Genomic DNA, 24,535 nt, shown 5'->3' with positions numbered 1-24,535 from the left:
CAGCCGTCCGATTCTCCATCCCGAGCGCTTGATCGAATGCATCAATCGTCTCGCATGGTTCCTAGATACGCCCGGATTCTTATGGGTCACTTAGCCACGTGCCATCCGGCCGATGTTGTACAGCTGGCAGTCACGGTCATGGCCGGATGCGTGGCCTTCGCACTGCTGTCCATATCCGAGATCACGAACAACTCCAACATTGATGTGATTTCCGCCATGCATGGTGATTCGGGATCGTCGTGCCAACCCACGATCCACAGCCCTCGACGGTGGCGATTGACGGTCAAAACGGAAACCTGTGACAGGGTCGGCACTTTCTTCCCTTCAGACCTGATGCAGTGCTGCCGAAGAAAAGATGCCAGACGCGGAATAGATAAAAATCGGCGCGTCAGGTACTCAAGCGCATGGAGGCGTCACGACATTGAACCTCCCCATAGTCCCCAGAAATGCTTGAGATCGCGCCGAACACAACCATGCCAAGCCGCCCCGGCACAGGCCCGGACCAGCGGACCGGCGTCCCGCCTGTCCGCATTCACGGAGCCCATTTCACGGCGACGCATGGGCGACAGGAACCGCTCGAGGATCCACAAGGGCTGAGCGATCTGGTGGGTAGCATGTTGCGCCGACTGCCGTCGGTGCACGCAGCGTCGATGTCGATGCCGACGTCAGAGGCAGCGGCCCGCTCGTCTGCTGCTGGCAAGGGCTGGTCCGCATCGCTTTCCGGGCGGAACCGTCCGCATTGTCCGGGAATCCGTTTCGTTTACACGCCACGCCTTGACGATACGGGCGACACCGCCGAATACCATGACCTGCTGGCTATCGCCGAGATTCTGCTGGACCGTGTTCTCCAGGCACGTGCGCGTGGTGCGCAACCAATCATGCCCAGCGTTGGACCCGAACATAAAAGACGTGTGTTCGACCGTCCTCGGCCTGAAACCTTAGGCAAGATGACTACCGAGTACCGGCGTTGGCACGACGTTTTCGGCCATCAGCGGGCGTTGCCCCTGACGCGCGAGGCGCTGGTGCAGGAGTTGACCAGGCATGGTGGTCTTTCGGCATCGCAGGCTGCCGCCAAAGTCCGCGCCGAGTCATACGCACTCCCGGCAACGCTGCAGTCCTGGATCGTCGACAGGAGTCAGGCCGACCTCGCCCAACGGCCACTCGATCGCGATGAATTCAACACGCTCTGCAGAGTGCTCGACGCGATCAGCTCGATCGGGAACAGTTCGACCAGGAACCGCAGGCACACGCATTCTCCAGTCATCCGGACCAACGCACGCATTGCGATCCGGTCCGCGGCGATTCTCGGTTGCATGATCGATACCTTCATGCCCTCGCCCTTCAGGCAGGCGGCGTTGTCAGATGCGTATGCATCCTTCCATGCCGAGCATCTGGCCCGCCTGTCGCCCTCGCTGCCCGCGCACCGGCCCAGCCGGGAAATCGTGCAGCGCTGGTCCGCCGCCCGCACTGCCCGGGTCCGCGCGCTGGCGGAAGCGCGACGCGACAAGGAAGACGTGCTGGCCTACACCGATCTGGTGGATCACGCCGCCTGAGTTCCTACAAACGCTGCGGCGTCCCGGCCTGGGCCAGCAAGACATCGCTGCCCGCACCTCCCTCGCCCTCGACATCCAGAGCGGGTGGACATCAGGCCATTCTGCGTACAAGGTCTACATGGACTGGTCACTTCCAGCCTGACTGGATCATCCCTGCTGATCCGGCCCATCAGGAGACGTGCATGCAGATTCGCCCTGCCCGGACATCGGATATTGACGCCATCGTGGAAGTCGCCGGCCGCAGCTGGCTGGCCGCCATGATCCATGTGCTGACCTACGCCGAGATCGAGCAATGGGTCCGTGATGGCAAGGCGCGGGCCATCCTGTCGCGCAAAGTGGACGACATGATGGTTGCGGTGGAAGACGATGAACTGCTCGGCTTCGTGCTGGTCGAGACCGACACCATCCGGGAAATCTTCGTGCGCCTGGAGAATCACCGACAGGGCGTGGGCCGCCGGCTGGTGCAGGCGGCCATCGACAAGGTCCGTGTGGCGGGCTGCCCGGTGATCAAGGTTCTGGTGAAGGCGTTCAACATACCTTCCAACCGTCTTTTCCAGTCGCAAGGCTTCCGGCTGGCAAGCATTACCGAAACAGCGTTCTTTTCGCACACGCTGATCGCGAACTGCTACGAAAAGACACTTGCTTGAAAACGGCCCGCTTTTTAGTCGTTCAAGCTGCCCCCACGGGCTGATCGTCCTGAGATCGGTGCCCCCGTATTCGCCACATCGGAGCTGAGCTTCCGACCCGGACCGGCGAACCGGTCCGGAAGGATGACGTGATGGCGTGCGCGGCCCTGTGTCAGGGCTTGACCATCACCTTGATCGACTCGCGGGCATCCATCGCGCGGCAGCCATCGGGCACCTGCTCCAGGCCGATACTGCGGTCGAAGACGCGCCCGGGCTGGATGCGGCCCTCGATCACATCGGGCAGCAGTTCGCCAATGTAGGCGCGTACGGGGGCCGGCCCACCACTGACGGTAACGTTGCTGTAGAACGCCGGCTGTGCTCCCGGGATCACGTCGTAGTGCGGCACCCCGACACGCCCGATCGCACCGCCGGGCCGTACCACGCCCATGGCGGTGGCCATCGCCTGGTCGCTGCCGACACATTCGAGGACCGAGTGCACACCGAAACCGCCGGTGAGTTCGCGCACCCGCGCGACCGCATCGTCACCGCGCTCACTGACCACGTCGGTCGCACCGAACGCACGCGCCAGCGCGATCCGGTCGGGGTGGCGGCCCATGATCACGATCTGCTCGGCACCAAGCCGCTTCGCGGCGATCACGCCACACAGCCCCACCGCACCGTCACCCACCACCGCGACGCGCTTGCCGGGCCCGACCCGCGCGCTGACCGCGGCGTGATGGCCAGTGCCCATGACGTCGGACAGGCTGAGGATCGACGCCATCAGTGCATCGTCCTTCGGCGCCGGCAGCATGTAGAGCGTGCCGTCCGCCTGCGGAATACGCAGGGCCTCGGCCTGGGCGCCGCTGACGTTCTCCGCACCGATTCCGAAAAAGCCGCCGTGCACGCAGGACGTATGCAGACCTTCGTGACAAAAATCGCAGGTGCCGTCCGAATACGCGAACGGCATGATCACGAAGTCCCCCGGCTTGACCCGGCTGACGTCGGCACCGACCGCTTCCACGACGCCGATGGCCTCGTGCCCCATCGGGCGACCGGCTTCCGCCGCCTGCATGAGTTTGTAAGGCCACAGGTCACTGCCGCAGATGCAGGCGCGGGTAACCCGAACCAGCGCGTCGGTCGGCTGGATGAGGGTGGCGTCCGGTACGTTCTCGACGCGAACGTCGCCGGCGCCATACATGATGGTCGCGCGCATGGCGTGTCTCCGTATTCGTGATTCGATCGGGCCGGTGCGGGCTGTCCCGCGTACCGGTGCTTGCCCGCTACATGCTGTAGTCGGGCTTCTTGTAGAGCTTGCCGCGCGCCTGCCGGATATCTGGCTGGTATACCTTCTCGGCCCAGTCATGCGGACTTACTTCCTCGAAGGCCACCGACACCGACTCCTCGCCGTAGCCCAGGACGTCCATCACATCGGCGGTGATCCGGTCGGCCAGGGCCTGCTTCTGCTGTTCGGTCTTGCCAGGCCAGGCTTTGACAATGACATGTGGCATGAGGTCTGACTCCCTGGTCGCGCTTCAGTCGTGCTCGACCGGGCCGAGGTAGTCGGCATCGGCCACCTGCTCGAGCCAGGTGACCGGCGATCCGTCGAGCCATTCCTGCACGGCGATATGACTCATCGCAGTGGTGTCGGTGGCGCCGTGCCAATGCTTCTGGCCACAATTGCAGAACACCACGTCGCCGGCACGGATTTCCTTCTTGGGACCGCCTTCGCACTGTGTCCAGCCGCGCCCACTGAGCACGATCAGGTGCTGGCCCAGCGGATGCGTATGCCAAGCGGTGCGTGCGCCCGGTTCGAAGGTCACCTGGGCGGCGGATGTGCGGCCGGGACCGGCCGGGTCAAACAGCGGGTCGATCCGGACGTTGCCGATGAACCAGTCGGCCGGTCCCTTGACGGAAGGACGCGAGCCGTTGCGATAAATGCGCATCTGCATGGTGTGGACTCCTGCTTGAAAGTGAACGGATGTCGATGACACGGCGTATTTTCCCGCCCAACCAACCCTGTAACTAGCTAATGAATGCTTAAAGGCGATATAAGATCAGCTAATTAATATCCTGTGCCACCCTTGTGCCATGGCCAGACGCAACCTCAACGACCTGCTCGCCTTCGTGACCATCGCCCGCGAAGGCAGCTTTACCCGCGCGGCGGCCCAGCTGGGCGTGAGCCAGTCGGCGCTGAGCCAGGCCATGCGGGCGTTGGAGGAACGGCTGGGCATACGCCTGCTCACGCGGACCACGCGCAGCGTGTCGCCCACCGAGGCCGGTGAACGGTTGCTGCAGGCCATCGGCCACCGCTTCGACGAAATCGAGAGCGAACTGGAAGCACTCACCGCGCTGCGCGACAAGCCGGCGGGAACGGTGCGCATCACCTGCGGCGAACAGGTACTGCGGACCACCCTGTTGCCCAAGCTCACGCCGCTGCTGCACGACTATCCCGACATCGAGATCGAGTTCGACGTGAACTACGGCCTGCGCGACATCGTCGCCGATCGTTTCGACGCCGGCGTACGCCTGGGCGAAAGCATCGACCAGGACATGATCGCCGTGCCGATCGGACCACCGCTGCGCATGGCGGCCGCGGCGTCGCCTGCGTACCTTGCATCACGCACGACACCCACCAAGCCGGAAGACCTGCTCGGGCAGCGCTGCATCAACCTGCGGTTGCCGACCTACGGCGGCCTCTACGTGTGGGAGTTCGAGCGTCGCGGGCGGCCGCTGAACGTGCATGTCGAAGGACAGCTCACCTTCAACACGACGCCGCCGATCGTCCAGGCGGCACTGGCCGGCATGGGTATCGCGTTCCTGCCCGAAGACGAGTTCTCGCCGCATTTCGAACAGGGCAACCTGGTTCGCCTGCTCGAGGACTGGTGCCCGCCGTTCCCCGGTTACTACCTTTACTACCCGAGCCGTCGCCAGCCCTCGCCCGCCTTCAGCCTGGTGCTGGAAGCGCTGCGATCGCGGCCGTCGCGCTGAGGGCGCACCCATGAAAAGCAAAGCCCCGGTATCGACTCTGGGGTTGGCTGGCTTCCGCCCCATTCGTCGGGGCGGAAGCGCTTGCCTTGGGCGTGAATCGGCCCTGGGTCAGACCAGCAGACGATCGTTCTTGCGTGCGACCAGCTTGTACAGCGCCGGCATCAGCACAATGCCGATCACCAGCCGCGATAGCATGCCGGCCACGATCACCAGCGCGAACGGGCGTTGCGAGTCGGTACCGACGCCGGTCGCAATGGCGGCCGGCAACAGTCCAAGCGCGGCCACCAGCGCCGTCATCAGGATCGGGCGCAGACGCAGCACCGCCGCTTCGTGCGCGGCCTTTTCCATGTCCATGCCGCCCAGACGCAATTCGTTGACGCAGGAGATGTAGACCACGCCAGTGAGCACCGACACGCCGAACAGCACGATGAAGCCGATGCCCGACGACACCGAGAACGGCGTGCCTGTCGCCCACATCGCGAAGATCGCGCCCACCGGTGCCGACAGCAATACGCCGAGCACCGTGATCAACGGGAACTTGAAGTTGCCGTACAGCACGAACAGCAAGCCGAAGATCACGACCACCGTGAGCGGCAGGATCACCCGCATCTGCGCACGCGAGGCGGTGTATTCCTTGTACTCGCCGCCCCACTCCAGGCGATAGCCCGGTGGCAGCTTCACGTCCCTGGCCACCTGCGCGATCGCGTCGTCCACGGCGCTGGCCAGGTCACGCCCCTGCACCGCGTACTGCACGCCGATGTAACGCGAGTCGTTCTCGCGATAGATGAACGAGGCCCCGTTCTCGATCTTGATGCTGGCCAGTTCCTTCAGCGGAATTTCCTGACCGTCCGGCGTCGCCACCGGAATATTGCCGATCTCCAGCGAGTTGTTGCGGAACCGCTTCTGCAGACGCACCACCAGGTCGAACTGCTTTTCGCCCTGCACCACCTCGGTGGCCACGTCGCCGCCGATCGCGGCATTGATCAGGTTGTTGATGTCGTCGACGTTGAGGCCGTAACGGGCGATCTTCGCGCGGTCGATCTTGACTGCGAGATTGGGCTGGCCAAGTTCGTGCACCAGGGTGATGTCGGTGATGCCGCGCACCTTCTCCATCACCGCCTTGATCGCCTTGCCTTCCTTCTGCAGAACATTCAGGTCCGGGCCGTACAACTTCACCGCCAGCGCGCTCTTCAGGCCGGTCTCGGCTTCGTCCACCGCATCCTCGGCAGGCTGGCTGTAGTTGAACTGGATCCCCGGGAATTTCTGCGTGAGCTTGCTGTTGATCGCGTTGATCAGCGCCTGCTTGCTGCGATAGGCACCATGCCACTGCCCGTAGGGCTTGAGGCCGGTGAAGAACTCGTCGTTGAACAGGCCGGTGGAGTCGGTGCCGTCATCCGGGCGGCCCAGTTCCGAGGTCACCGTGGTGACCACCGGGAAGGAGCGCAGCACCTTGCGGATCTCCGGCGAGATTTCCGACGCCTTGTTGAACGAGATGGTGTAAGGCATGGTCGCGCGCACCCACAGCGCACCTTCATCCAGGTGCGGCATGAACTCGGCGCCGATGCCCTGCATCACCAGCAGGGCCAGTCCCAGCAGCACGGCCGACACCGCCGTGACGCCCCAGGGCATGCGCTGGGTACGGTCCAGCACACGCATGTACCCGTTCTTGAACTTCTCGTAGAGCGCGTTGCGACGTTCGCGCACGCCCTTGCGCATGAACACGCCGCACAGCACCGGCAGCAGGGTCAGCGTGACCACCAGCGAACCGATCAGCGCGAAGATCATGGTGTCGGCCATCGGCTTGAACAGCGTGCCGGACGGCCCGGTGAGGAAGTAGATCGGCAGGAAGCTGGCGACGATCACCGCCACGGCATACACCAGCGGGCGGTCGATTTCCGCCGCCGCGGTCAGGATCACTTCCTTGATGTCGTAGTCCGTTCCGCGACGGCTCGCCAGTTCGCGGAAGATGTTCTCGACCATGAAGATCGCGCCGTCGACCAGGATGCCGAAATCCACCGCGCCGATCGACAGCAGGTTGGCCGAGGCATTCTTGATATCCAGGCAGAGGAACGCGAACAGCAGCGCCAACGGCACGGTAACCGCCACGATCAGGCCGGCGCGCACGTCGTACAGGAAGAAGATCAGCACCACGATCACCAGCACCATGCCGATGGTGAGGTTGTGCATCACCACCGCCTTGGTCTGGTTGATCAGCGAGGTGAGGTCATAGAACGGATGGACCTTCACGTCCTTCGGCAGGATGTGGTCGTTCAGCTCCCGGGTCTTCGCCTCGACCCGCTTGAGCACGTCCTCGGTCTTGCTGCCGGTCAGCGCCAGGATCACGCCTTCCACGGCGTCGTTCTGGTTCATGTAACCGAACTCGCCGAGACGCGGCGCAATGCCGATATCCACCTTGGCGACATCCTTCAGCAGGATCGGCGTGCCTTTATGCACGGCCAGCACGGTATTGCGGATGTCGTCGAGCGTCTTGATGCGTCCCAGCCCGCGGACATAGATGAACTGCCCGCCCTGCTGGTAGAAGCCACCACCCGCATTGCTGTTGTTGGCGGCCAGCGCGGCATCGATCTGGCTGACGCTCAGCCCCAGTCCGGCGATCTTCACCGGGTTGAGTTCGACCTGGTACTGCATGTTGCCGCCGCCAAAGGCGGAGTCGTCGGCAACGCCGGGCACCGAACGGTACTGCGGCGCGACCACCCAGTCCTCCAGCGTTTTCAACGCCATCGGCGAACGGTCGGAACTCTGCAATACGTAGCGATAGACAAGGCCGGATGGCGGCGACATCGGCGACATCGACGGCGTCACTCCGGCTGGCAGCGTGATGCCTGGCAGACGGTTGTAGACGCGCTGGCGGGCGAAGTAGTTGCCGGTGCTGTTGGTGAACGTCAGGGTGACGTCGGACAAGCCGTACAGCGAGATCGAGCGCTTGGTGACCAGGCCCGGAATCGCATTCAGGCCAAGCTCCATCGGCACCGTGATCAGGCGCTCGACCTCTTCCGCCGAATGTCCCGGCCACTGCGCGATGACCTCCACCATTGGCGGCGACAGGTTGGGATACGCATCCATCGGCAGGACCTTGTAGGCCCATATGCCGGCTGCGGTGAGCGCGGCCGAAAGCAGCACGATCAACAGGCGCTGCTGCAACGCGAACGCCACGATGCGGTTGATCAGCGATGACCTTGGCGTCGATCCGGCCGGCGCCTGATCCGGAGGAAGCGGCGCGCTCATTGCGACTGCATGAAGTTGAGGAAGATGCTGCCGTCCACCACGACCTTTTCGCCGGCGTGGAGACCCTTGCTGATCACGTAACGGTTGCCGATGCGCGCGCCCAGGGTGATGGCATGACGGGCGTAGCTGCCGTCATGCTCGACCACGTAGACGAACGGCAGGTTTTCGTCGTCGCGCAGCACCGCCGTGACCGGAATCAGCAAGCCGCTGTAGGTCTGCTTCGACTGGATATTCGCCGTCACGTACATCTGCTTTTTCAGCAGGCCGTCGGGATTGTCGACGCGCACCCGCGCGTTCACCGAGCGCGTAGCCGGATCGACCACCGCGCCGACATTAGTGACGGTGCCGGCCACCGGCTTGTCGCCGTCGCCGGTGTCGATCGTCGCGGAATCGCCCTTCTGCACCCGGGTGATGTCATCGCCGAAGACCTCGGCCATTACCCACATGCGCGACGTATCGGCAATGGTGAAGCACGGCGAAGTGCCAGCGGCGAGCGTCTGCCCGGGGGCGATGGATTTGGCCACCACGGTGCCGGCTATCGGCGCGCGGATCACGCCCTCGCCGTCGGCGGCCGGCTTGCCGGCACGGACAGCGGCGATGGCCTGCGGATCCATGTGCAGCGCGAGCAGTGCCTGCAACGCGGACGCGCGGTCGGCGTCGGCGCTGGCGGCATCGGCCTGGGCACTGGCGTTCTCGCGTTGCGAGATGGCCTGGTGCGCGTAGAGGTCGCGGTCGTTGGCGGCCACGGCATCGGCCGCCTTCGCCGCCAGCACGGCCTTGCGATAGGCTCCGGCAGCGGCGGCGAAGTCGGGCGAAGCGACATCGGCCAGCGCCTGCCCCTTGGCGACATGCTGGCCCAGCGTCACCCGTACGTGGGTCACCGCGCCCGAAAACGGGGCCACGATGTCGGTCGCGCGGTTGTGGTCGAAATCGACCACCCCGGTGGTGGTCACCGTGGTGCGGTAGGTCGAGGGCTCGACCGTCGCGACATGGATGCTCTGCTGCTGTTCCTTGCTGAGCGTGACGTCATGCGGTGTGGTCGTTGTGCCCGCCGGGACCGGCTTGCCGGAACAACCGGCCAGGGTCGCCACCGCGAGCACCGTCATCGCCAGCGTCGCGAGCGACCCGCGCCGGCCGCGGGCCGCAGCCCCGCCCTGTCGTGTCGTGCCGTCACCGGAAGGAGTTGCCCCGAGGGAAAGATGGGCAAGGCGCGATCGCCTGCCGTGCGCTGCCACTGGACTCATAGGATTCGTCATGTTTATCGCTTGCCCAATGCCGAGTGGTGCCACCAGCCACCACCCAGCGCCTGATACAACGCCGCGGTATCCGCGAAACGGTTGGCTTGCGCCTGCACCAGCGCCATGCGTGCCTGCTGATACGACTGTTCCGCCGCCAGCAGCTCGAAGGTGCCGATGTAGCCGTGTCGCAACTGCAGCTGCGAAAGATCCAGCGTGGTCTTTGCCGCACGCTCGGCGGCTGCCGCAGCCTGCAGGCCACGGGCATCCTGGTCCAGCGCGACCAGCGTGTCGGCGACACTCTGGAAGGCCGTCAGCACGGTGCCGCGATATTGCTCGGCGGCCTCGACATACGCCGCTTTCGCCGCGCGTTCCTGATGCATCAGCTGACCGCCCTGGAAGATCGGTGCCGTCAGTGATGCGGCGACGCCCCAGAAGCCCGTACCCGAATTGAAGACCTTCGACATCGCCAGCGCCGTGCTGCCGACATCCGCGGACAGGGAGATGTTCGGGAAACGCTGGGCTTCGGCGATACCGATCGCCGCGCTGGCCGCATGCAGGTCGGCGCGGGCCTGGCGAATATCGGGACGCTGCGCGACCAGCTGCGACGGCAGGCTCAGCGGCAGATCGGCAGGCAGATGCAGGTCGTTCAGCGACAGCGCCGCGCCGGGCGACTGGCCCGGGAAATCACCCACCAGCACGGCCAGCGCGTGACGCGTCGCGGCCAGCTGCTTCACCAGTGCCGGCAGGCCAGCCTCGGTCTGTGCCAGCTGCGCCTGTTGGGCGGCCACGTCCAGCCGGCTAGCCGCGCCCTTCTCGAACCGCAGCTTCAGGATCGCGAGGCTTTTGCGGTCCAGTGCGACCAGTTTGCGGGTCTCCTGCACCTGCTCGCGCAGTGCGGCCTCCTGCACCGCGGTCACCACCACATTGGAGGTCAGCGTGGTCCATGCCGCGATCATCTGGAAGCGCGCCGACTGTTCCTGCGCCTTCAGCGACTCGTAGGTGCGACGATTCAGACCGAACAGATCAGGCGAATACGAAATCGTGAGCTGCGGCGTATACAGGTCGAAGCGGTATTCCTGCGGCACCACCGGGTAGTTCGGCATCGGCGCCAGGGTCACCGGCGCCTTCTGGCGGCTGGTGTCGAAGCCTGCCGAAACGCTCGGGAAGAACGCGCCACGCTGCGCCAGCACATCTTCGTGCGCCACCTTCAACGCGGCCTGCGCCGCCTTCAGGTCGTGGTTGTCTTTCAGCGCCTGATTGACCAGCGCGTCGAGCGCCTGGGAATGGAACAGCGTCCACCAGTCGCCGGAAATATCGGCACCCCGCGCGAAGCGCTGCGCGCTTCCGCCTGCCACGCCGGGCGTCGCCACCGGCGCTGCTGGTGCGTGCGCGGTGTAGCCGTTGAGCTCGGGCGCCGCCGGCGATTTGAAATTCGGTCCCACCGCACAACCCGCCAGTGCACACGTCAGCACGGCAGACGGGACGATACGCCGCAAGGCCATCGACAGCTGCGATTCAACACCCATGGGCAAACGGCTCTCTTCCACGCGGGCCAGCCGGAAGGCCGGTCCGAAGGGGTTCAACTTCGGGAGTGTCCTGCCGCTCCAGACCGCAGGGCATGGGGCAGCAGAGGACTGTAATGTTATATCGTTCTTGGCAAAGTACTGCCAAAGTCTAATATCCGTCAAATCGGACATATCCCATAGCGACCATGCATCCTGCGACGGCACGGCGACTGGCAGGCAAGCCCTGGACAACCACGGCCATCGCAATGTCGTGGTGGGGCCAACGCCCACCCCTGACTGCAAGAATCACTCGGCTAACACAAGCCATATTGCCGACCGACGTGACCGGTAAGATCCTGTCAGGGACTCCGGACGAACGACCAAAAGCGCCCCATATCACTCCCGACAGTCGCGTGGAACCGTCGAGTCTCCGCATACCGTTTGTGGCAGGTGTACTGACGGCGCAAGATTAGGCTGCACGGTTAGGCTGCATCGGCTAATGTAAGCCACGGAAACAGTTACAAGTTCGTTGAAGTCAGCGCGTAACGACGCGTGTTAGATGGAAGGATTACACTGCAGTTTGAAACCGAATTTAAGTTGGGCGTCATGAATCGATACTTCTCTTGTGCCTTGGCAGTTCTTTTGATTGCGGTGAGCACAGGGGTCTCTGCACACCAAAAAGTTGTCGACGAGGAACAGGTGTTTGCCTACGCAAATGCCGTGGCTTCTGGTAACCGGACAGCAGTCAGAACAGTGTTCTCACTCAATACCGACGGCGCTTCCGCTGAAGCTCAAGACATCGTGCTTGGCAAGCTAATCAAGGTGAATCCGAAAATGTTCCTTGAGGAATTGCAACGCAGCCAGTTCGCCGGATGCAAGCTTTGCATGCCAGGGCTGCTTGGAAACCTTGGATATGACTACGTAGATCATCCTGCAGCACAACTCCGCGAACTTCGTGCACGCAAGGCTGCGTTGCTCACCGTCCACAACAAACCCCTTTTGCAGCTACGCAACAAGTGCATTGCGGCTTTGGAGCAACAGATAAAGTTTTTTACAAACGCGTTGGGCGCCAGCAACAGTTCGGTGCGATGATGCCCAACAAGTCATTCAAGCGGACACGCTGACGCGCGCCGCTTAACTCAAGCGTTATACGCTATGAAGATTTTTACCACTGTCGTCATTTTTGCAGCCCTGCTTTTCACGCAGCAGTCACTTGCTGCCAAGTGCAAGGTGGTGACTGGTGTATTCCATGTATGGAATGGGTATCCGCCATCACTGCGCTTGAAAGATAAAAAATTGGGGACTGTCTACGGGAGCTACGAGAAAAGTCCGCTCCCCAAGGGCATGAGGCACGAAGTGATAGCTAACGGTCACGTAGCTGGTCAATTCTGCCTAAAGGTCGTTGGGCGCACCTCGGTGCCTACCCAGAAAGAACCCATAATCATTGTGCACGTCGTGTCCTATAGGCCTAAGCACGGCGCACATAACAATTCATCCAAGCGGACGCGCTGACGCACGCCGCTTAACTCCAGCGTTAGAGCGCCATGAAAATTACCGTGCTCTGCCTATTTCTCATCCTTACTACGACATCAGCTGTAGCAGCGGATTCATTTTCGGCAAGGGTACAAAATGCTAAACGCATCGAAAATTCTGCTGTGGGCAAGGCATACCAAACGACGCTTTGGGATCATATTGGGCATTATGGTGCAACCGTGATGACCGCATGCTTCAACAATTTTTCAAGCTCCGGAACCAAACCTTTTACGGTTGTCGCTAACATCTTGCCCAATCGCACTCTTTCGCAAGTTGAGGTGCGTCCTGAAACGAAAATAGCTCAATGTTTCATCAACGGCTTCAAGCATGCACCGTTTCCGGCACCTCCTGCATCTTTCGGGAAATCTGGCATACCAATTGAAATCGATATGAGCATTGAGCCTTAGCGCGTGTTCTCTAACAACTCGGCAAGAGACTTCCGATCAACCCCGGGCGCATGACGCTTTTGCCACGGGCTTTCGGGCCACTACAAATCAGAATGTTGTCTTTCGGTAGCACGTGGTGTGTGTCGATGCGATGCGGTTTCAACGGACGCCAGACTGCATTTCCGTAAACGGTCGTGTGGGGGCGATGCTGCCGACCCGGACCAGGGTATAAACCGCACCCGGCGACCTCATTCATTCATCGGACTGTCCGGCGTGCGGGGATCGGCCGCGACGCGAGGTGGACGTCCGGATGGGCTCTACCCCGAAATCAGGCGCTGATGGTCGATCTTGCCGGCTTGTATTCCTGACTTCCTACCTCACGCAGTCTTCCGCCGGTGCGGGGTTGAAGAAGATCTCCCGCACCTCGACCACGCCTGGAATGACCCTGGCGCCCTTGCGTACCCAGGCCAGTGCCTGGTCGATATTCTCGGTCTCGAGTATCGACAGTCCGCCCACGTACTCTTTCGTTTCCAGGTAGGGGCCGTCGGTCACGATGGCCTCGCCGTCGGCTTGCGAGCGCACGGTGACGGCTTTCGGGCTCAGCCCGCAGGCGAATCGCCTGACGCCGGCAGCGATCAATTCCCGGTTCAGTGCATGGATCGCCTGGATGGTCTGCTCGGTCATCTGCGAGGGATCGAAGTCGTCGGGAAGGTAGGTGGAGATGAGATATTGCGGCATGTGCGCCTCCAGGAGGACTGGACTGAGCTGGGTCGGACCGGTGTGCAGGGTCTGCCTTCACGACGAACGGCAGGGCTGTCGTTCGACATGCCCTGCCCCGGACCGGCAACATTCGGCCGGTGACTCAAGCCTGACGTTCGCGCCGCCGGGCGTCGATCGAATACGCGCCCGCACCGGACACGTACAGCAGCAACAGGCCGCCGATGATGCTGACGTTCTTGAAGAAGTTGATCTCGTTTTCATACCGGGCCATGCCGCTCATGCTCCAGTAATGGTGAGCGACGATCGCGGTGCCCAGGGTGTACAGCGCAAGCAGCAGCGCCAGCGGCCGGGTGGCCAGACCGATGAAGATCGCCAGCGGAACGAGGGTCTCCATGACGATGGCGACAACCGCCGCCAGCCCGGGCAGCGGTGCGCCGACCTGCATCATGTAATGCACCGTACTTGCGTAGTCGAGCTTCTGTACGCCGAAAACCAGGAACAGAAGCACCAGCAGGAAACGCCCCACCAACAACAGCCCATCATGCCCCTTCACCATGACACACCTCCTTCTACAGGTTGACGATCGAGAGTGCCCTGATTCGCCTGGCTGGCAAGCTCAGGACAACACGTTGTTGCATGGATGTAGCGGATCAGGAATGTCGGCTTCGCCGAGCAGTTCGAGCAGGCTGATCTCCACCGTACGGCACAGCGCGTCCAGCGGCAGGTCGTTGGGCAGAAGGTCGAACGGGTCCTCGATCTGTTCGCCGATCGCGTCCAGACCGAAGAACGTGTAGGCCATGACGCCCACGGCCAGCGGCGTCAGCCAGCCCAGCGGCCCGATCAGGCAGAACGGCAGCATGAAACAGTAGACATGCACGGTGCGGTGCAGAAGCAGGATGTAGGCGAACGGTATCGGGGTGTTCTTGATGCGCTCGCAGCCGCCCAGCACGTGCGAGAGCGTGTCGATTTCCCGGTCCATGGACGCCATCAGGATGCTGTCCACGCCAGCGGCCCGGGCCGCATCTGCGTAGGCGGTACCGACCATGCCCAGCACGGCATTGGGCCGGTTCTTCGACGCGGTGATGTCCGCCACCGCATCCGGCGACAGCCATCGCCGCACATCGGCATCGGCCGGCGTCCCGCGCAGCTCATGCCGCAGCACATGCGTGAACCCGATGATGTTTTTCACCAGCCAGGCCTGCTCGGCCGGTGCAAGCGTCGGCATGTACGAAAGGGTCTGGCGCGCCAGGTTGCGCGAGGCGATCACCAGTTCGCCCCACAGCGTGCGTGCCTCCCACCAACGTTGGTAGGCCACGTTGTTGCGGAAACCCAGGAAGATGGCCAGGGTCAGGCCCAGCAGGGTCAACGGTGCCGCATTCAGGGTGAAGTGAAGGGCCAGGCCACGCTTGTCGGCGACCACCACGGCAAGCGAAAGGAGCATGGTGTACAGCACGCGCGGCCAGATGACCGGGACAATGGAACCCTTGAGCGCGAACAGCAGCGTGAATACGGAATTCGGATTTCGGGGGCGTACGATCATGGAGCTGAGGTCGGCTCGGGCCTTGGCAAGGGCCATGCCTGTCGGCATGACCCGTAAGGATGAAGCCGGTCAGGCTTCGGGCGTCTCCATGACATGGGGCATCACGCGGACCGGAATGGACTTGGCCGCCGGCGTTCCGCTGATCTTGTCGAAATACGACAGCGGCAGCAACGGGTTCAGTTCCGGGTAGTAGCCAGCCACCGCTCCCGGCGGCAAAGGATAGTCGATCGCCGTCAGCCCTTCGACACGACGCGCGACACCGTCGTTGCTGATGGTCTCCACGTCGACGCGGTCGCCATCGCGCAGTCCGCGGGCTGCCCGGTCCTGCGCATTCATCAGCAGCACCATGCGGTCGTTGTAGATGCCGCGATAACGGTCGTTGTAGCTATAGATCGTGGTGTTGAACTGGTCGTGCGAGCGGATGGTCGCCAGCCGCAGCATGTCCGGGTCACTGACCCGATCGTTGGCGTCCAGTCCCGGAAACACCAGGAAATTGGCCTTGCCGTTCGGTGTCGGCCAGACGCGGCGCCGCGGTGGCACATCCAGGGTGAAACCCTTGGGGTTCTGGATCTTCTCCGTGAAGCTGCTGTAGATCGCCGGATAGATGACCGAGATCCGGTCGCGGATCAGGGCGTAGTCGTGCATGTAATCGCGCCACGCGACCTTGCTGTCGGGCAGCGTCGCAAGCGCCATGCGGCAGACGATCTCGACTTCGGGAAGCACCTGCGCACTGACCGGTTCCAGCACCCCGCGCGATGCGGAGACATTCGACATCGAATCCTCGATGGTGACGAACTGCTCGCCCAGCGGCGTCCGTATGGTCTCGGAGCGCGAGACGACAGGCAGGATCAGCGCATCGCGGCCATGCACGATGTGACCGCGGTTCAACTTGGTGGCGATGCCCACCGTCAGGTCGAGATTTCGCATCGCGGCATACGAGCGTTCGGTATCGGGAACGGCGCGCACGAAATTGCCGCCCATGCCGATGAACACCCGCGCCTCGCCACGCATCATGGCTTCGACCGCCTCAATGGTGTGGTGCCCGTTCGCACGCGGAGGCTCGAAGCCGAAGACATCGCGCACGCGATCCAGGTATTCGCGTGGCGGCTGCTCGTCGATGCCGACGGTGCGGTCGCCCTGCACGTTCGAGTGGCCACGAATCGGCGCGATGCCGGCACCGGGCTTGCCGAAATTGCCCTTGAGCAGCAGTACGTTCACCACCTGCTGCAGCAGCCGCGAACCCTGCTGGTGCTGGGTAAGACCCATGCCGTAGCAGATCATGGTGGCGCTGGAACGGATGTAGATATCGGCGACCCGCCGGATCTGCGCCTCGTCCACGCCGGACATCTCCACGATGTCGCTCCAGCTCTGGGCCAGCACCTCCTCGCGGACCGCGTCCAGCCCGACGGTGTGCTCGCGGATGAAATCGTGGTCCAGGATCTTCTCGCCGGCGGCCTCGCGCTCGAACATCACCTTCATCATGCCCTTGAGCAGGGCCAGATCGCCGCCGATGCGGATGTGCACGAATTCGCTGGTGATCGGTGTCGAGCCGAAGGTCGCCATCTGCACGACATCCTGGGGCTCGGTAAAGCGGATCAGTGCCCGCTCCGGCATCGGGTTGATGGCCACGATCGGGATGCCACGCCGACGGGCCTCGACCAGGTTGGTCATCATCCGCGGCGAATTGGTGCCGGTGTTCTGGCCGATGATGAACAGCGCCTGGGCATGATCGAAGTCCGCCATCACCACCGTGCCCTTGCCGACGCCGATGGAAGGCGGCAGGCCACGGCTGGTCGGCTCGTGGCACATGTTCGAGCAGTCCGGAAAATTATTGGTGCCGAACTCGCGCACGAATATCGAATACAGGAACGCCGCCTCGTTGGCGGTGCGGCCCGAGGTGTAGAACTCGGCCTGGTCCGGGCTGTCCAGCCCACGCAGGTGACGGCCTATCAGCTCGAATGCCGCGTCCCATTCGCACGGCACGTAATGGTCGGTTGCCGCGTCGTAGCGCATCGGCTCGGTCAGCCGCCCCTGCATTTCCAGCCAGTGGTCCGACTGCTGCATTAACTCGGATACCGAATGCGCGGCGAAGAACTCGCGCGTCACGCGACGCTTGGTCGCCTCGAAGGCCAGCGCCTTGGCGCCGTTCTCACAGAACTCCAGGGTCTTCCTGCAATCCGGGTCCGGGAAGGCGCAGCTGGGACATTTGAAGCCCCCAGGCTGATTCATCGACAGCAGCGCGCGCGATCCGCTGGTGACGACGCTCTGCTGCAGCAGCACCTTGGCGGTTGCGGCGGCAGCACCCCAGCCGCCGGCCGGGTGCCTGTAGGGTTTGTACGGAAGCTTTTCCTCAGCCATGACGCATACCTCGACGCAGGATTGATGTCCATTTCAGCGGTGATGTCTAACCGGCAATGCCCTTGAAGGCCACCTGCAGGCTGGCCACGATCATTTCCATGGCGATCGCGGCGAGGATCATGCCCATCAGGCGCTTGGTGATCGCGGTGACCCGGGACGAAAGATGTCGTCCGATCAACGGTGCCATGAACAAGGCCATGGCCAGCACCACCAGGAACACCGCGACCCCCAGGATCAGCCCCGGAACCAGGCCATTGGCCATGGCGTTCTGCCCGAATACGATCAGTGTGGCGATGGTGCCCGGACCGACCAGCAACGGTATCGTCAAGGGGTAGATCGCCACGTCCTGGGCATCGGCCATCTCTTTCGTACCGGGTTGATGCTGCGCACTCGACGAGCCATGCAGCATGTCCAGTGCAATCAGCAATACAAGCAGTCCGCCGGCAAGACGGAAGTCATTGATGGTGAGGCCGAACACGCGAAGGATGAGATCGCCCACGGTCATCGAAACGATGCAGCCCACCGTCACACCGGTCATCGTGACGAGGGCGATACGACGCTTCTGACTATCGCTGGCCCCCTCCGTAAGCGACAGAAACACCGGAATGTTCGCGATCGGATTCATGATGGCGAACAGTGCCGCGAACACCTTCATTGCAAACGGAAAATCTACACTCATCTAGCTAGTCCTCGTTTAGCTGAATCTGGCTTCCTGCATCCTTTCCGTCCGACCCGGGTTTCGTTGCTGCTCGCGCGGACGATCATCAGCGTGCTCGATCAGGCGCAATCACCGCACGCCCAGCCCGCTTGTTGATCATCGCCGCATCCCCTTCCCCACATCGGCTGGTTCTACCTTCCTCTCATGCCCGTAAAAAAGCAGTGATCACCACCCATATCGACAGGCCTGTACGGCATGGCAGGTGCGAATAACGCCGGATGGCGCTGTCCGCTCAACGCGGGCGATCATCGGCGCCAGGTGCCTGGTTCATCGTGCGCGGCCCTTGACCTGGCATGACCCGGGCGTGCCGGTCGCGACGAGCCAGCGCGCGTGCGCCCAGCGCATCCAGAATCGAGCTGTTACCGAACAGGGCCGGCACCAGCATCGCCGCCGAACACGCCACGATCATCGGCAGCAGCAGGGTCGCGTCGTTGGTCATTTCCGTGACCAGCACGATGCCTGTGAGCGGCGCACGCAGAATGCCGGCAAACAAGGCCGCCATGCCGACCAGGGCAAATGCCTCGGGCTGTATGGCCAGTGCAGGCAGCAACAGTGCAAACAGCTTCCCGAACCACACCCCCAGCTCGGCCCCGAGCACCAGGAACGGCGCAAGCAGGCCACCGGGAGCGCCGGAAGACACCGAGCAGGCGATCAGCAGCAGCCGGAACAGGAAGATCAGCGGAATCACGGCCAGCCCGCCCATGCCGTCCAGCGCCTGCTGGGCAACTGCGTCGCCACCGCCAACCATGCCCGGCGCAAACCACGCGATGGACCCCACCGCCGCACCCACGATGGCGGCACGAAGCTCGACCGGCAAGCCGCCCAGCCGGTCGGTGATGCCAAGGCCGGCAAGCACGGTCCGGTTGTAGAGCATGCCGGCGAACCCGGCCGCCACGCCCAGCAACAGGTACAGCGGCTCCTGCACGACGCCCGGTGACAACAAGGCGTGCACCCGGTCGTCCGGCGTATTGCCAAGCAAGGCCCTGGCAACCCAGATCGCCACCGCCGATGCGGCCAGCGAAACCATCGCCATGCGCGCCTCGAAGCGCCTCACCAGCCGCTCCAGAACGAACAAGGCACCTGCGATGGGCGCGTTGAAGGCTGTTGCCAACCCGGCGCCTGCACCGGCGGCCAGCAGGGCCCTGCAATCGGCCCAACTACGTCGGAAAAGCCTGCCCAGGTGATACGCGATACTCGCGCCCATCTGCACGCTGGGACCTTCCCGCCCCAGGGCCAGCCCGGAGCCGATCGCCAGCGTGCCCGCCACGAACTTCACCGGGATCACGCGCAGCGGAGCGGGCTCCACCTGTTCGCGCAGGACCGCTTCGACGCGGGGAATGCCGCTTCCCGCGGCCGACGGCGCTATGCGTTTGGCAAGCCACGCCGCAATAGCCGTCGCCATCGCAGCCAATGCAACCAGCAGCACGAAGCCACCCACGCCGGAGTGTCCGAGGTGGGCGATCAACGCATCTCGAAACTGGTTTGCCCGGGCCAGTACCCACCGGAACAGCGCACCGATCACCCCCGCACCGAGTCCGGCCAGTGGCGCCAACAGGCCAAGCAGCAGCAGGCTCCCGGCCGTCCCAGTCGCACCCTCATCGGCATCATGAACCTGGTCGGTCCGACTCATCGACACTCCCCACCCCGGGCGGCAATCGCTGGACCGTTCCATCGTAGTCGCATCATTCGCACCTAGCCTAGACGGGTGAGGCTTTCAGGTACGAGCACGGTTGAAATTCGGACTTACCCAAATAACCCAAGGCGGTTTCTATGATCAAGTGCACCACCCCACGACAAGGTGATGCATGGGTCAGCACTATGTGTCGACTCCCCGTAATCTTGATCCAGGCATAACTGGAGGTCTCCGGGCAAACTAGCCCCAAGGAGACCGAAGATGCGCAAGAGCAAGTTCACCGAAAGTCAGATCGTCGCGACGCTGAAGCAGGTCGAAGGCGGTCGGCAGGTCAAAGATGTGTGCCGCGAGTTGGGCATATCGGACGCCACGTACTACGTGTGGAAGTCCAAGTATGGCGGGATGGAAGCGTCCGACATACAGCGGCTGCGCGACGTCGAGGCGGAGCACGCCAAGCTCAAGCGGATGTATGCCGAGCTGGCGATGGAGAACCACGCGCTGAAGGATCTGATTGCAAAAAAGTTGTAGACCCGGCGCACAAGCGCCCGCTGCTGACGTGGTTGATGAATCACTACGGCTGGAGCGAGCGCCGGGCTTGTTCGGCGATGGGCTTGTCGCGATCAACGGCGCGTTACCGCCGCCGACCGGATCGGGACGAGGAAGTGATTGCGCTGCTCGCTGAACTGGCGGAACGGTTTCCAGAGCGTGGCTTCGGCAAGCTGTTTCAGCTGATTCGACGCTGCGGCCTGGTGCGAAACCACAAGAGGGTGTGGCGCGTGTATTGCCGGATGCAACTCAATCGCCGCCGACGCGGCAAGAAGCGTGTACCGAACCGGCATCCGATGCCCTTGGCGGCTGGCGAGCAGATCAACGCTAGTTGGTCGATCGACTTCATGTCCGACGCCCTGTGGGATGGGCAGCGCTTCCGGACGTTCAACGTGATTGACGACTTCAGTCGCGAAGCACTGGCCATCGAGGTCGACCTCAACCTGCCCGCCACGCGTGTCATCCGCACGCTGGAGCGGATTGCGGCCTGGCGCGGCTATCCGGCCAAGCTTCGCCTGGACAACGGGCCGGAATTCATCGCACTGGCGCTGGCCGAATGGGCCGAGCGCAAAGGCATCACTCTGGACTTCATCGAGCCCGGCAGGCCCATGCAAAACGGCTTCATCGAGCGTTTCAACGGCAGCTTCCGCCGTGGCGTGCTCGACATGTACATCTTCCGCACGCTCACCGAAGTACGTGAGCACGCGGAACGGTGGCTGGCCGACTACAACAACGAGATTCCCCACGACAGCCTCGACGGGCTCACGCCCGTCGAATTCCGACTTCAGAACGACCCGGCAACCTCTAATTTAGCTTGGCACTGATTTACGGGGAGTCGACATATGGACATCTGAGCGCCGAAGAACGGGGCGCGATCATGGTCGGCAAGGCTCGGGGGGAGAGTGCCCGGCAGCTCGCCCTGATGCTGGGTCGCTCACCCAGCACGATTTCGCGGGAGCTGGCTCGCAATGGTCACCAGGAACCGTCCGTCCTGCCTCGGATGGGTCGGCCAAGGTTGAGCTACGACGCCAGTCGAGCCGGCCAACGCGCCCGGCGCCTGGCACGTAAGCCGCGGCGCGAGCGCAAATTGCGGCGGGACGGTCAGCTGTGGTGCCTCGTGCGCCGCTTGCTGGGCAAGGGCTGGTCACCTCAACAGGTGAGTCGCACACTGCGGCGTCATCACCCGGATGAGCGAGCCAAGCACGTGTCGCACGAGACGATCTACACCGCGATCTATGCCGCGCCACGCGGCGAACTGCGGCGGGGCCTGGTCGCACTTCTGCGGCAGCACAAATGTGCGCGTCGGCCGCGTGGTCAGGGTGCGAACCGGCGCGGCCGGATGCACGACTTGCCGAGCATTCATGATCGTCCACTCGAAGCCAATGAACGGCTGTTGCCCGGCCACTGGGAAGGCGACTTCATCAAAGGCGCCCGTAACCGATCCTCGGTGGGCGTACTGGTGGATCGTCGGACACGTTTCCTGAAGCTGGTGAGGATGGAGGGGTGTTTGGCGGAGGATGCGCTGAAAGGCTTCAGCCGCGCATTCCGGCCGCTGCCACCGGAACTGCGCCAGACGCTGACTTACGATCAGGGCAAGGAAATGGCGCTCTACCGGACGCTATCGGAGCGCACTGGATTAGCGATCTACTTCGCCGACCCACGTAGCCCTTGGCAACGCGGCATCTGCGAGAACACCAATGGCCTGCTGCGCCAATACCTGCCTAAAGGTACGGACTTGTCGGTCTACAGCCAGAAGCAGCTCGACGCGATCGCCCGACGCATGAACCTCCGGCCACGTGCCACTCTCGATTACCACTGCCCTGCAGAAATGTTCATCCGTGCCATGGGCAGAGATGATCTGGCCGATGCCATCGATGGTGCACTTCTAGATTGACACCGCCCAAATAAGAACGTGCCTGTAGCTGCGTTACTTTCCAGATGCGACGCTACGCGCACGTCGCTCGGGCTCCAGACCCTCGCTCCGGCCGGCGATAGGCAGTGCAAATTGCGCGGCTTCCACCAGCGAGGTCGCCACCGCATCGACCTGCAGGCCCGTCCAGAAATCACCCGCCGGCCCACTCAGCGGTTCGGCCACATCGAGCACGACGATGCGGGCGCGGGACATGCGTCGACGTAACATTGCGGCCAGCGCGCCCATGCCCTCGCGTTGTGCTTCCGGTTCCGTGCTCACCAGGAAGATCATGGCGACCGCGTCGAGCGTCAGGTCGGCATGCGATTCGGCATCGAAGCGCTGGAAGTCGTCCGGAACCAGATGACGCGCATCGATCTGCAGGCCGCGCAGGACGCGTGTCAGCAGCTCCGTGGCCAGGTCGTCGTAGGGCGTGCCCATGCCCACGCAGAGCACGATCGAACAGGCCGGTACGGCCAGCGGTCCCTGCCAGCGACCCCGTTCGTCTTCCCGTTGCTGACGTAGCCTCCGGCCGATGCTCGCTTCGGCAAGGACGCCGGCATGACGCCTGCGCCATGGGCGTGCGCGCCCTTCGCCGTTCAGGGTCTGGATCACCGTGACGATGGTCTCGCGCAGGGTCCGCAGCTGCTCGGGGCGGATGGTGCCCAGTTGCAGGTCCATCCGTCCGAACTTGAGCGCCGGCAGCACGATGCTGTCGCAATAGGCGCCGAAGCTCTTGCGTTTCAGGTAGCGCCGCGCCTCCTCCAGGATTTCCTGGGCATCGCCGGACAGGGCGCGCTGGTACAGCCGCTGCGGCAAGGTCAATGCGGGTGCGTCACCCAGCAGGATGGTCAGCTGGCCCAGCGCCTTCACATGCCGGCCGGCCACCATCAGGCACAGGGTCAGCGGCGTGGACATGACCAGCCCTACCGGCCCCCACAACCAGCTCCAGAAAATCGCCGAGACGACTACGGCCAGCGGCGACAACCCGGTGGCGTGCCCGTACAGCAGCGGCTCGACCACCTGCGACACGATCACTTCCACGGCACCGAACAGGATCGCGCTCATCACCACCAGCGACCATCCCGGCCCCACGGCGGCGGCAAACAGCATGGTCAATGCGGCGACCAGCCAGATGCCGACATACGGTACGAACCGGAAGATCGCTGCCAACGCGCCCCATAGCAGTGCGTTGGGCAGGCCGATCAGCCAGAGGCCGACGCCGATGGCCACGCCCACACCGGCATTGACCGAAAACGTCGAGATGAAAAAGCGCGACAAGCGTGCCGCCGCATCGTTGATGGCCATGGTCGAGGTGCGCAGGTCGACGCCACCCGCCAGCCGTATGAAGCGGTCGCGCAACGACTCCTGTTCCAGCAGCACGAACGCCAGCACCACCAGCACGATACCGGTGGTCTGCAGCGGCATCCAGGCCGCAGATATCAGCCGCGACAGCACGCCGAACGAGGTCGAGCCCCGTTCGGGCGCCGCGGTTGGCGGCGGCGTCACCGGAACCGGCATGCCCGTTATTTCGGGCGATACCGGCGCTGGCGCGGCACCGTGCGCGGCCGGCTCGATGACCTGCCCCAGCTCGCTCTGGATGTCCGCGAAACGGTCCACCGTCAGGCTGCGCAGGGTCCGCATCTTGCTGTGGATGGTGGACTGATACTGCGGCAGGCTGCGACCCAGCTGGGTGACCTGCGAGCCCAGTACCAGCGCCATGCTGGTGATGATGGCCAGCGTGGCCAGCATCACCAGCAACACGGACACGCCATGCCCCAGCCCCACCCGCAGGCACACGCGCACGCAAGGGCTGAGCAAGGCGCCAAGAAACAGCGCAAGCACCACCGGCACCAGCACTTCGCGCCCGAAATACAGCAACGCCACCAGGGCTGCCGTCGCAACGATGCCCGACGCCTGCAGCCTGGGTGGCGCTGTGTCGCTCGTCGACATCGTTGACCTCTGCTGTTTGGGCCGGATGCCTGCAGTCTAGTGGTCACCCGACACATTTGCCGCATGCGGTGTCACAGGCATCA

General features: G+C 63.4%; 20 protein-coding genes. 7 read left to right on the top strand and 13 right to left on the bottom strand.

Features of this window, described 5'->3' with window-relative positions; genetic code table 11:
- The first annotated feature begins 614 nt into the window (after positions 1-614).
- Both RA164_RS07630 and RA164_RS07625 read left to right on the top strand, forming a co-directional pair.
- The gene (locus RA164_RS07630; RefSeq protein ID WP_329743351.1) at positions 615-1,553 is read left to right on the top strand and encodes a hypothetical protein; all 939 of its coding nucleotides are present in this window, start codon (positions 615-617) and stop codon (positions 1,551-1,553) included.
- Positions 1,554-1,810: 257 nt separating this feature from the next.
- The gene (locus RA164_RS07625; RefSeq protein ID WP_329743350.1) at positions 1,811-2,200 is read left to right on the top strand and encodes a GNAT family N-acetyltransferase; all 390 of its coding nucleotides are present in this window, start codon (positions 1,811-1,813) and stop codon (positions 2,198-2,200) included.
- Positions 2,201-2,351: 151 nt separating this feature from the next.
- Here RA164_RS07625 and RA164_RS07620 read toward each other — a convergent pair whose 3' ends face one another.
- The 3 genes from RA164_RS07620 to RA164_RS07610 all read right to left on the bottom strand — a co-directional run bounded on the left by RA164_RS07620 (position 2,352) and on the right by RA164_RS07610 (position 4,122).
- Positions 2,352-3,392, bottom strand: coding sequence for a zinc-dependent alcohol dehydrogenase family protein (locus RA164_RS07620; RefSeq protein WP_329743349.1), 1,041 nt, complete (start codon positions 3,390-3,392; stop codon positions 2,352-2,354).
- A 67-nt stretch (positions 3,393-3,459) separates the two neighbouring features.
- Positions 3,460-3,687 (bottom strand): tautomerase family protein, encoded by a 228-nt coding sequence (locus RA164_RS07615; RefSeq protein WP_329743348.1) that lies wholly within the window; start codon positions 3,685-3,687, stop codon positions 3,460-3,462.
- 24 nt (positions 3,688-3,711) lie between these two features.
- Positions 3,712-4,122 carry a (R)-mandelonitrile lyase gene (locus RA164_RS07610; protein WP_329743507.1) on the bottom strand — a complete coding sequence of 137 codons (411 nt, stop codon included), beginning with the start codon at positions 4,120-4,122 and terminating at the stop codon, positions 3,712-3,714.
- 145 nt (positions 4,123-4,267) lie between these two features.
- Between RA164_RS07610 and RA164_RS07605 the strand changes: the two genes are divergently transcribed.
- Complete coding sequence (locus RA164_RS07605; RefSeq protein WP_329743347.1) at positions 4,268-5,167, top strand: LysR family transcriptional regulator; 900 nt, start codon at positions 4,268-4,270, stop codon at positions 5,165-5,167.
- A 108-nt stretch (positions 5,168-5,275) separates the two neighbouring features.
- On the opposite strand, the gene RA164_RS07600 is transcribed toward RA164_RS07605, so the two are convergent.
- The 3 genes from RA164_RS07600 to RA164_RS07590 all read right to left on the bottom strand — a co-directional run bounded on the left by RA164_RS07600 (position 5,276) and on the right by RA164_RS07590 (position 11,234).
- Positions 5,276-8,413, bottom strand: a complete 3,138-nt coding sequence (locus RA164_RS07600; RefSeq protein ID WP_329743346.1) for an efflux RND transporter permease subunit — start codon at positions 8,411-8,413, stop codon at positions 5,276-5,278.
- Positions 8,410-9,519, bottom strand: a complete 1,110-nt coding sequence (locus RA164_RS07595) for an efflux RND transporter periplasmic adaptor subunit (protein WP_329743345.1) — start codon at positions 9,517-9,519, stop codon at positions 8,410-8,412. Before RA164_RS07595 ends, RA164_RS07600 begins: the two co-directional genes overlap by 4 nt.
- Positions 9,520-9,671: 152 nt before the next feature.
- Positions 9,672-11,234 (bottom strand): efflux transporter outer membrane subunit, encoded by a 1,563-nt coding sequence (locus RA164_RS07590; protein ID WP_329743344.1) that lies wholly within the window; start codon positions 11,232-11,234, stop codon positions 9,672-9,674.
- A gap of 528 nt (positions 11,235-11,762) precedes the next feature.
- Between RA164_RS07590 and RA164_RS07585 the strand changes: the two genes are divergently transcribed.
- Both RA164_RS07585 and RA164_RS07580 read left to right on the top strand, forming a co-directional pair.
- The gene (locus RA164_RS07585) at positions 11,763-12,248 is read left to right on the top strand and encodes a hypothetical protein (protein WP_329743343.1); all 486 of its coding nucleotides are present in this window, start codon (positions 11,763-11,765) and stop codon (positions 12,246-12,248) included.
- Between the two features lie 452 nt (positions 12,249-12,700).
- Complete coding sequence (locus RA164_RS07580) at positions 12,701-13,096, top strand: peptidase C13 (protein ID WP_329743342.1); 396 nt, start codon at positions 12,701-12,703, stop codon at positions 13,094-13,096.
- Between the two features lie 351 nt (positions 13,097-13,447).
- On the opposite strand, the gene RA164_RS07575 is transcribed toward RA164_RS07580, so the two are convergent.
- The 6 genes from RA164_RS07575 to clcA all read right to left on the bottom strand — a co-directional run bounded on the left by RA164_RS07575 (position 13,448) and on the right by clcA (position 20,041).
- Positions 13,448-13,813, bottom strand: coding sequence for a YciI family protein (locus tag RA164_RS07575; RefSeq protein ID WP_329743341.1), 366 nt, complete (start codon positions 13,811-13,813; stop codon positions 13,448-13,450).
- A 124-nt stretch (positions 13,814-13,937) separates the two neighbouring features.
- Positions 13,938-14,351 (bottom strand): DoxX family protein, encoded by a 414-nt coding sequence (locus RA164_RS07570; protein WP_329743340.1) that lies wholly within the window; start codon positions 14,349-14,351, stop codon positions 13,938-13,940.
- 60 nt (positions 14,352-14,411) lie between these two features.
- Entirely contained in the window at positions 14,412-15,335 is a 924-nt protein-coding gene (locus RA164_RS07565; RefSeq protein WP_329743339.1) for a bestrophin family protein, read from the bottom strand.
- Between the two features lie 69 nt (positions 15,336-15,404).
- A complete protein-coding gene (locus RA164_RS07560; RefSeq protein WP_329743338.1) occupies positions 15,405-17,693 on the bottom strand; it encodes an FdhF/YdeP family oxidoreductase in 2,289 nt (762 codons plus the stop codon).
- Between the two features lie 46 nt (positions 17,694-17,739).
- Complete coding sequence (locus tag RA164_RS07555; protein ID WP_329743337.1) at positions 17,740-18,372, bottom strand: MarC family protein; 633 nt, start codon at positions 18,370-18,372, stop codon at positions 17,740-17,742.
- A gap of 271 nt (positions 18,373-18,643) precedes the next feature.
- Positions 18,644-20,041 (bottom strand): H(+)/Cl(-) exchange transporter ClcA, encoded by a 1,398-nt coding sequence (gene clcA / locus RA164_RS07550; RefSeq protein WP_329743336.1) that lies wholly within the window; start codon positions 20,039-20,041, stop codon positions 18,644-18,646.
- A 264-nt stretch (positions 20,042-20,305) separates the two neighbouring features.
- On the opposite strand from clcA, the gene RA164_RS07545 reads away from it, so the two are divergent.
- A protein-coding gene (locus RA164_RS07545) for an IS3 family transposase (RefSeq protein WP_329743335.1) occupies positions 20,306-21,414 on the top strand; the annotation gives its coding sequence in 2 pieces (ribosomal slippage) (positions 20,306-20,567 and positions 20,567-21,414; 1,110 coding nt in all).
- 53 nt (positions 21,415-21,467) lie between these two features.
- Positions 21,468-22,484, top strand: a complete 1,017-nt coding sequence (locus tag RA164_RS07540; protein ID WP_412731077.1) for an IS30 family transposase — start codon at positions 21,468-21,470, stop codon at positions 22,482-22,484.
- 33 nt (positions 22,485-22,517) lie between these two features.
- On the opposite strand, the gene RA164_RS07535 is transcribed toward RA164_RS07540, so the two are convergent.
- On the bottom strand, positions 22,518-24,452 hold the full coding sequence (locus RA164_RS07535) for an AI-2E family transporter (protein ID WP_329743334.1): 1,935 nt from the start codon (positions 24,450-24,452) through the stop codon (positions 22,518-22,520).
- Positions 24,453-24,535: the final 83 nt, after the last annotated feature.

Origin of the sequence: Dyella sp. A6 (genome assembly GCF_036320485.1) — a bacterium.
Lineage (GTDB): Bacteria > Pseudomonadota > Gammaproteobacteria > Xanthomonadales > Rhodanobacteraceae > Rhodanobacter_A > Rhodanobacter_A aluminiiresistens.
Note: the sequence above shows the minus strand (reverse complement) of the source record. Positions and strands in the feature narration are given on the sequence as shown.

Excerpts from the sequence above, each read along its gene's own strand:
- RA164_RS07620 (WP_329743349.1), bottom strand. The coding sequence starts at position 3,392 with ATGCGCGCGACCATCATGTATGGCGCCGGCGACGTTCGCGTCGAGAAC.
- RA164_RS07600 (WP_329743346.1), bottom strand. The coding sequence starts at position 8,413 with ATGAGCGCGCCGCTTCCTCCGGATCAGGCGCCGGCCGGATCGACGCCA.
- RA164_RS07610 (WP_329743507.1), bottom strand. The coding sequence starts at position 4,122 with ATGCGCATTTATCGCAACGGCTCGCGTCCTTCCGTCAAGGGACCGGCC.
- RA164_RS07565 (WP_329743339.1), bottom strand. The coding sequence starts at position 15,335 with ATGATCGTACGCCCCCGAAATCCGAATTCCGTATTCACGCTGCTGTTC.
- RA164_RS07625 (WP_329743350.1), top strand. The coding sequence starts at position 1,811 with ATGATCCATGTGCTGACCTACGCCGAGATCGAGCAATGGGTCCGTGAT.
- RA164_RS07630 (WP_329743351.1), top strand. The coding sequence starts at position 615 with ATGTTGCGCCGACTGCCGTCGGTGCACGCAGCGTCGATGTCGATGCCG.
- clcA (WP_329743336.1), bottom strand. The coding sequence starts at position 20,041 with ATGAGTCGGACCGACCAGGTTCATGATGCCGATGAGGGTGCGACTGGG.
- RA164_RS07605 (WP_329743347.1), top strand. The coding sequence starts at position 4,268 with ATGGCCAGACGCAACCTCAACGACCTGCTCGCCTTCGTGACCATCGCC.
- RA164_RS07535 (WP_329743334.1), bottom strand. The coding sequence starts at position 24,452 with ATGTCGACGAGCGACACAGCGCCACCCAGGCTGCAGGCGTCGGGCATC.
- RA164_RS07585 (WP_329743343.1), top strand. The coding sequence starts at position 11,763 with ATGAATCGATACTTCTCTTGTGCCTTGGCAGTTCTTTTGATTGCGGTG.
- RA164_RS07580 (WP_329743342.1), top strand. The coding sequence starts at position 12,701 with ATGAAAATTACCGTGCTCTGCCTATTTCTCATCCTTACTACGACATCA.
- RA164_RS07575 (WP_329743341.1), bottom strand. The coding sequence starts at position 13,813 with ATGCCGCAATATCTCATCTCCACCTACCTTCCCGACGACTTCGATCCC.
- RA164_RS07595 (WP_329743345.1), bottom strand. The coding sequence starts at position 9,519 with ATGACGGTGCTCGCGGTGGCGACCCTGGCCGGTTGTTCCGGCAAGCCG.
- RA164_RS07540 (WP_412731077.1), top strand. The coding sequence starts at position 21,468 with ATGGTCGGCAAGGCTCGGGGGGAGAGTGCCCGGCAGCTCGCCCTGATG.
- RA164_RS07570 (WP_329743340.1), bottom strand. The coding sequence starts at position 14,351 with ATGGTGAAGGGGCATGATGGGCTGTTGTTGGTGGGGCGTTTCCTGCTG.
- RA164_RS07560 (WP_329743338.1), bottom strand. The coding sequence starts at position 17,693 with ATGGCTGAGGAAAAGCTTCCGTACAAACCCTACAGGCACCCGGCCGGC.
- RA164_RS07615 (WP_329743348.1), bottom strand. The coding sequence starts at position 3,687 with ATGCCACATGTCATTGTCAAAGCCTGGCCTGGCAAGACCGAACAGCAG.
- RA164_RS07555 (WP_329743337.1), bottom strand. The coding sequence starts at position 18,372 with ATGAGTGTAGATTTTCCGTTTGCAATGAAGGTGTTCGCGGCACTGTTC.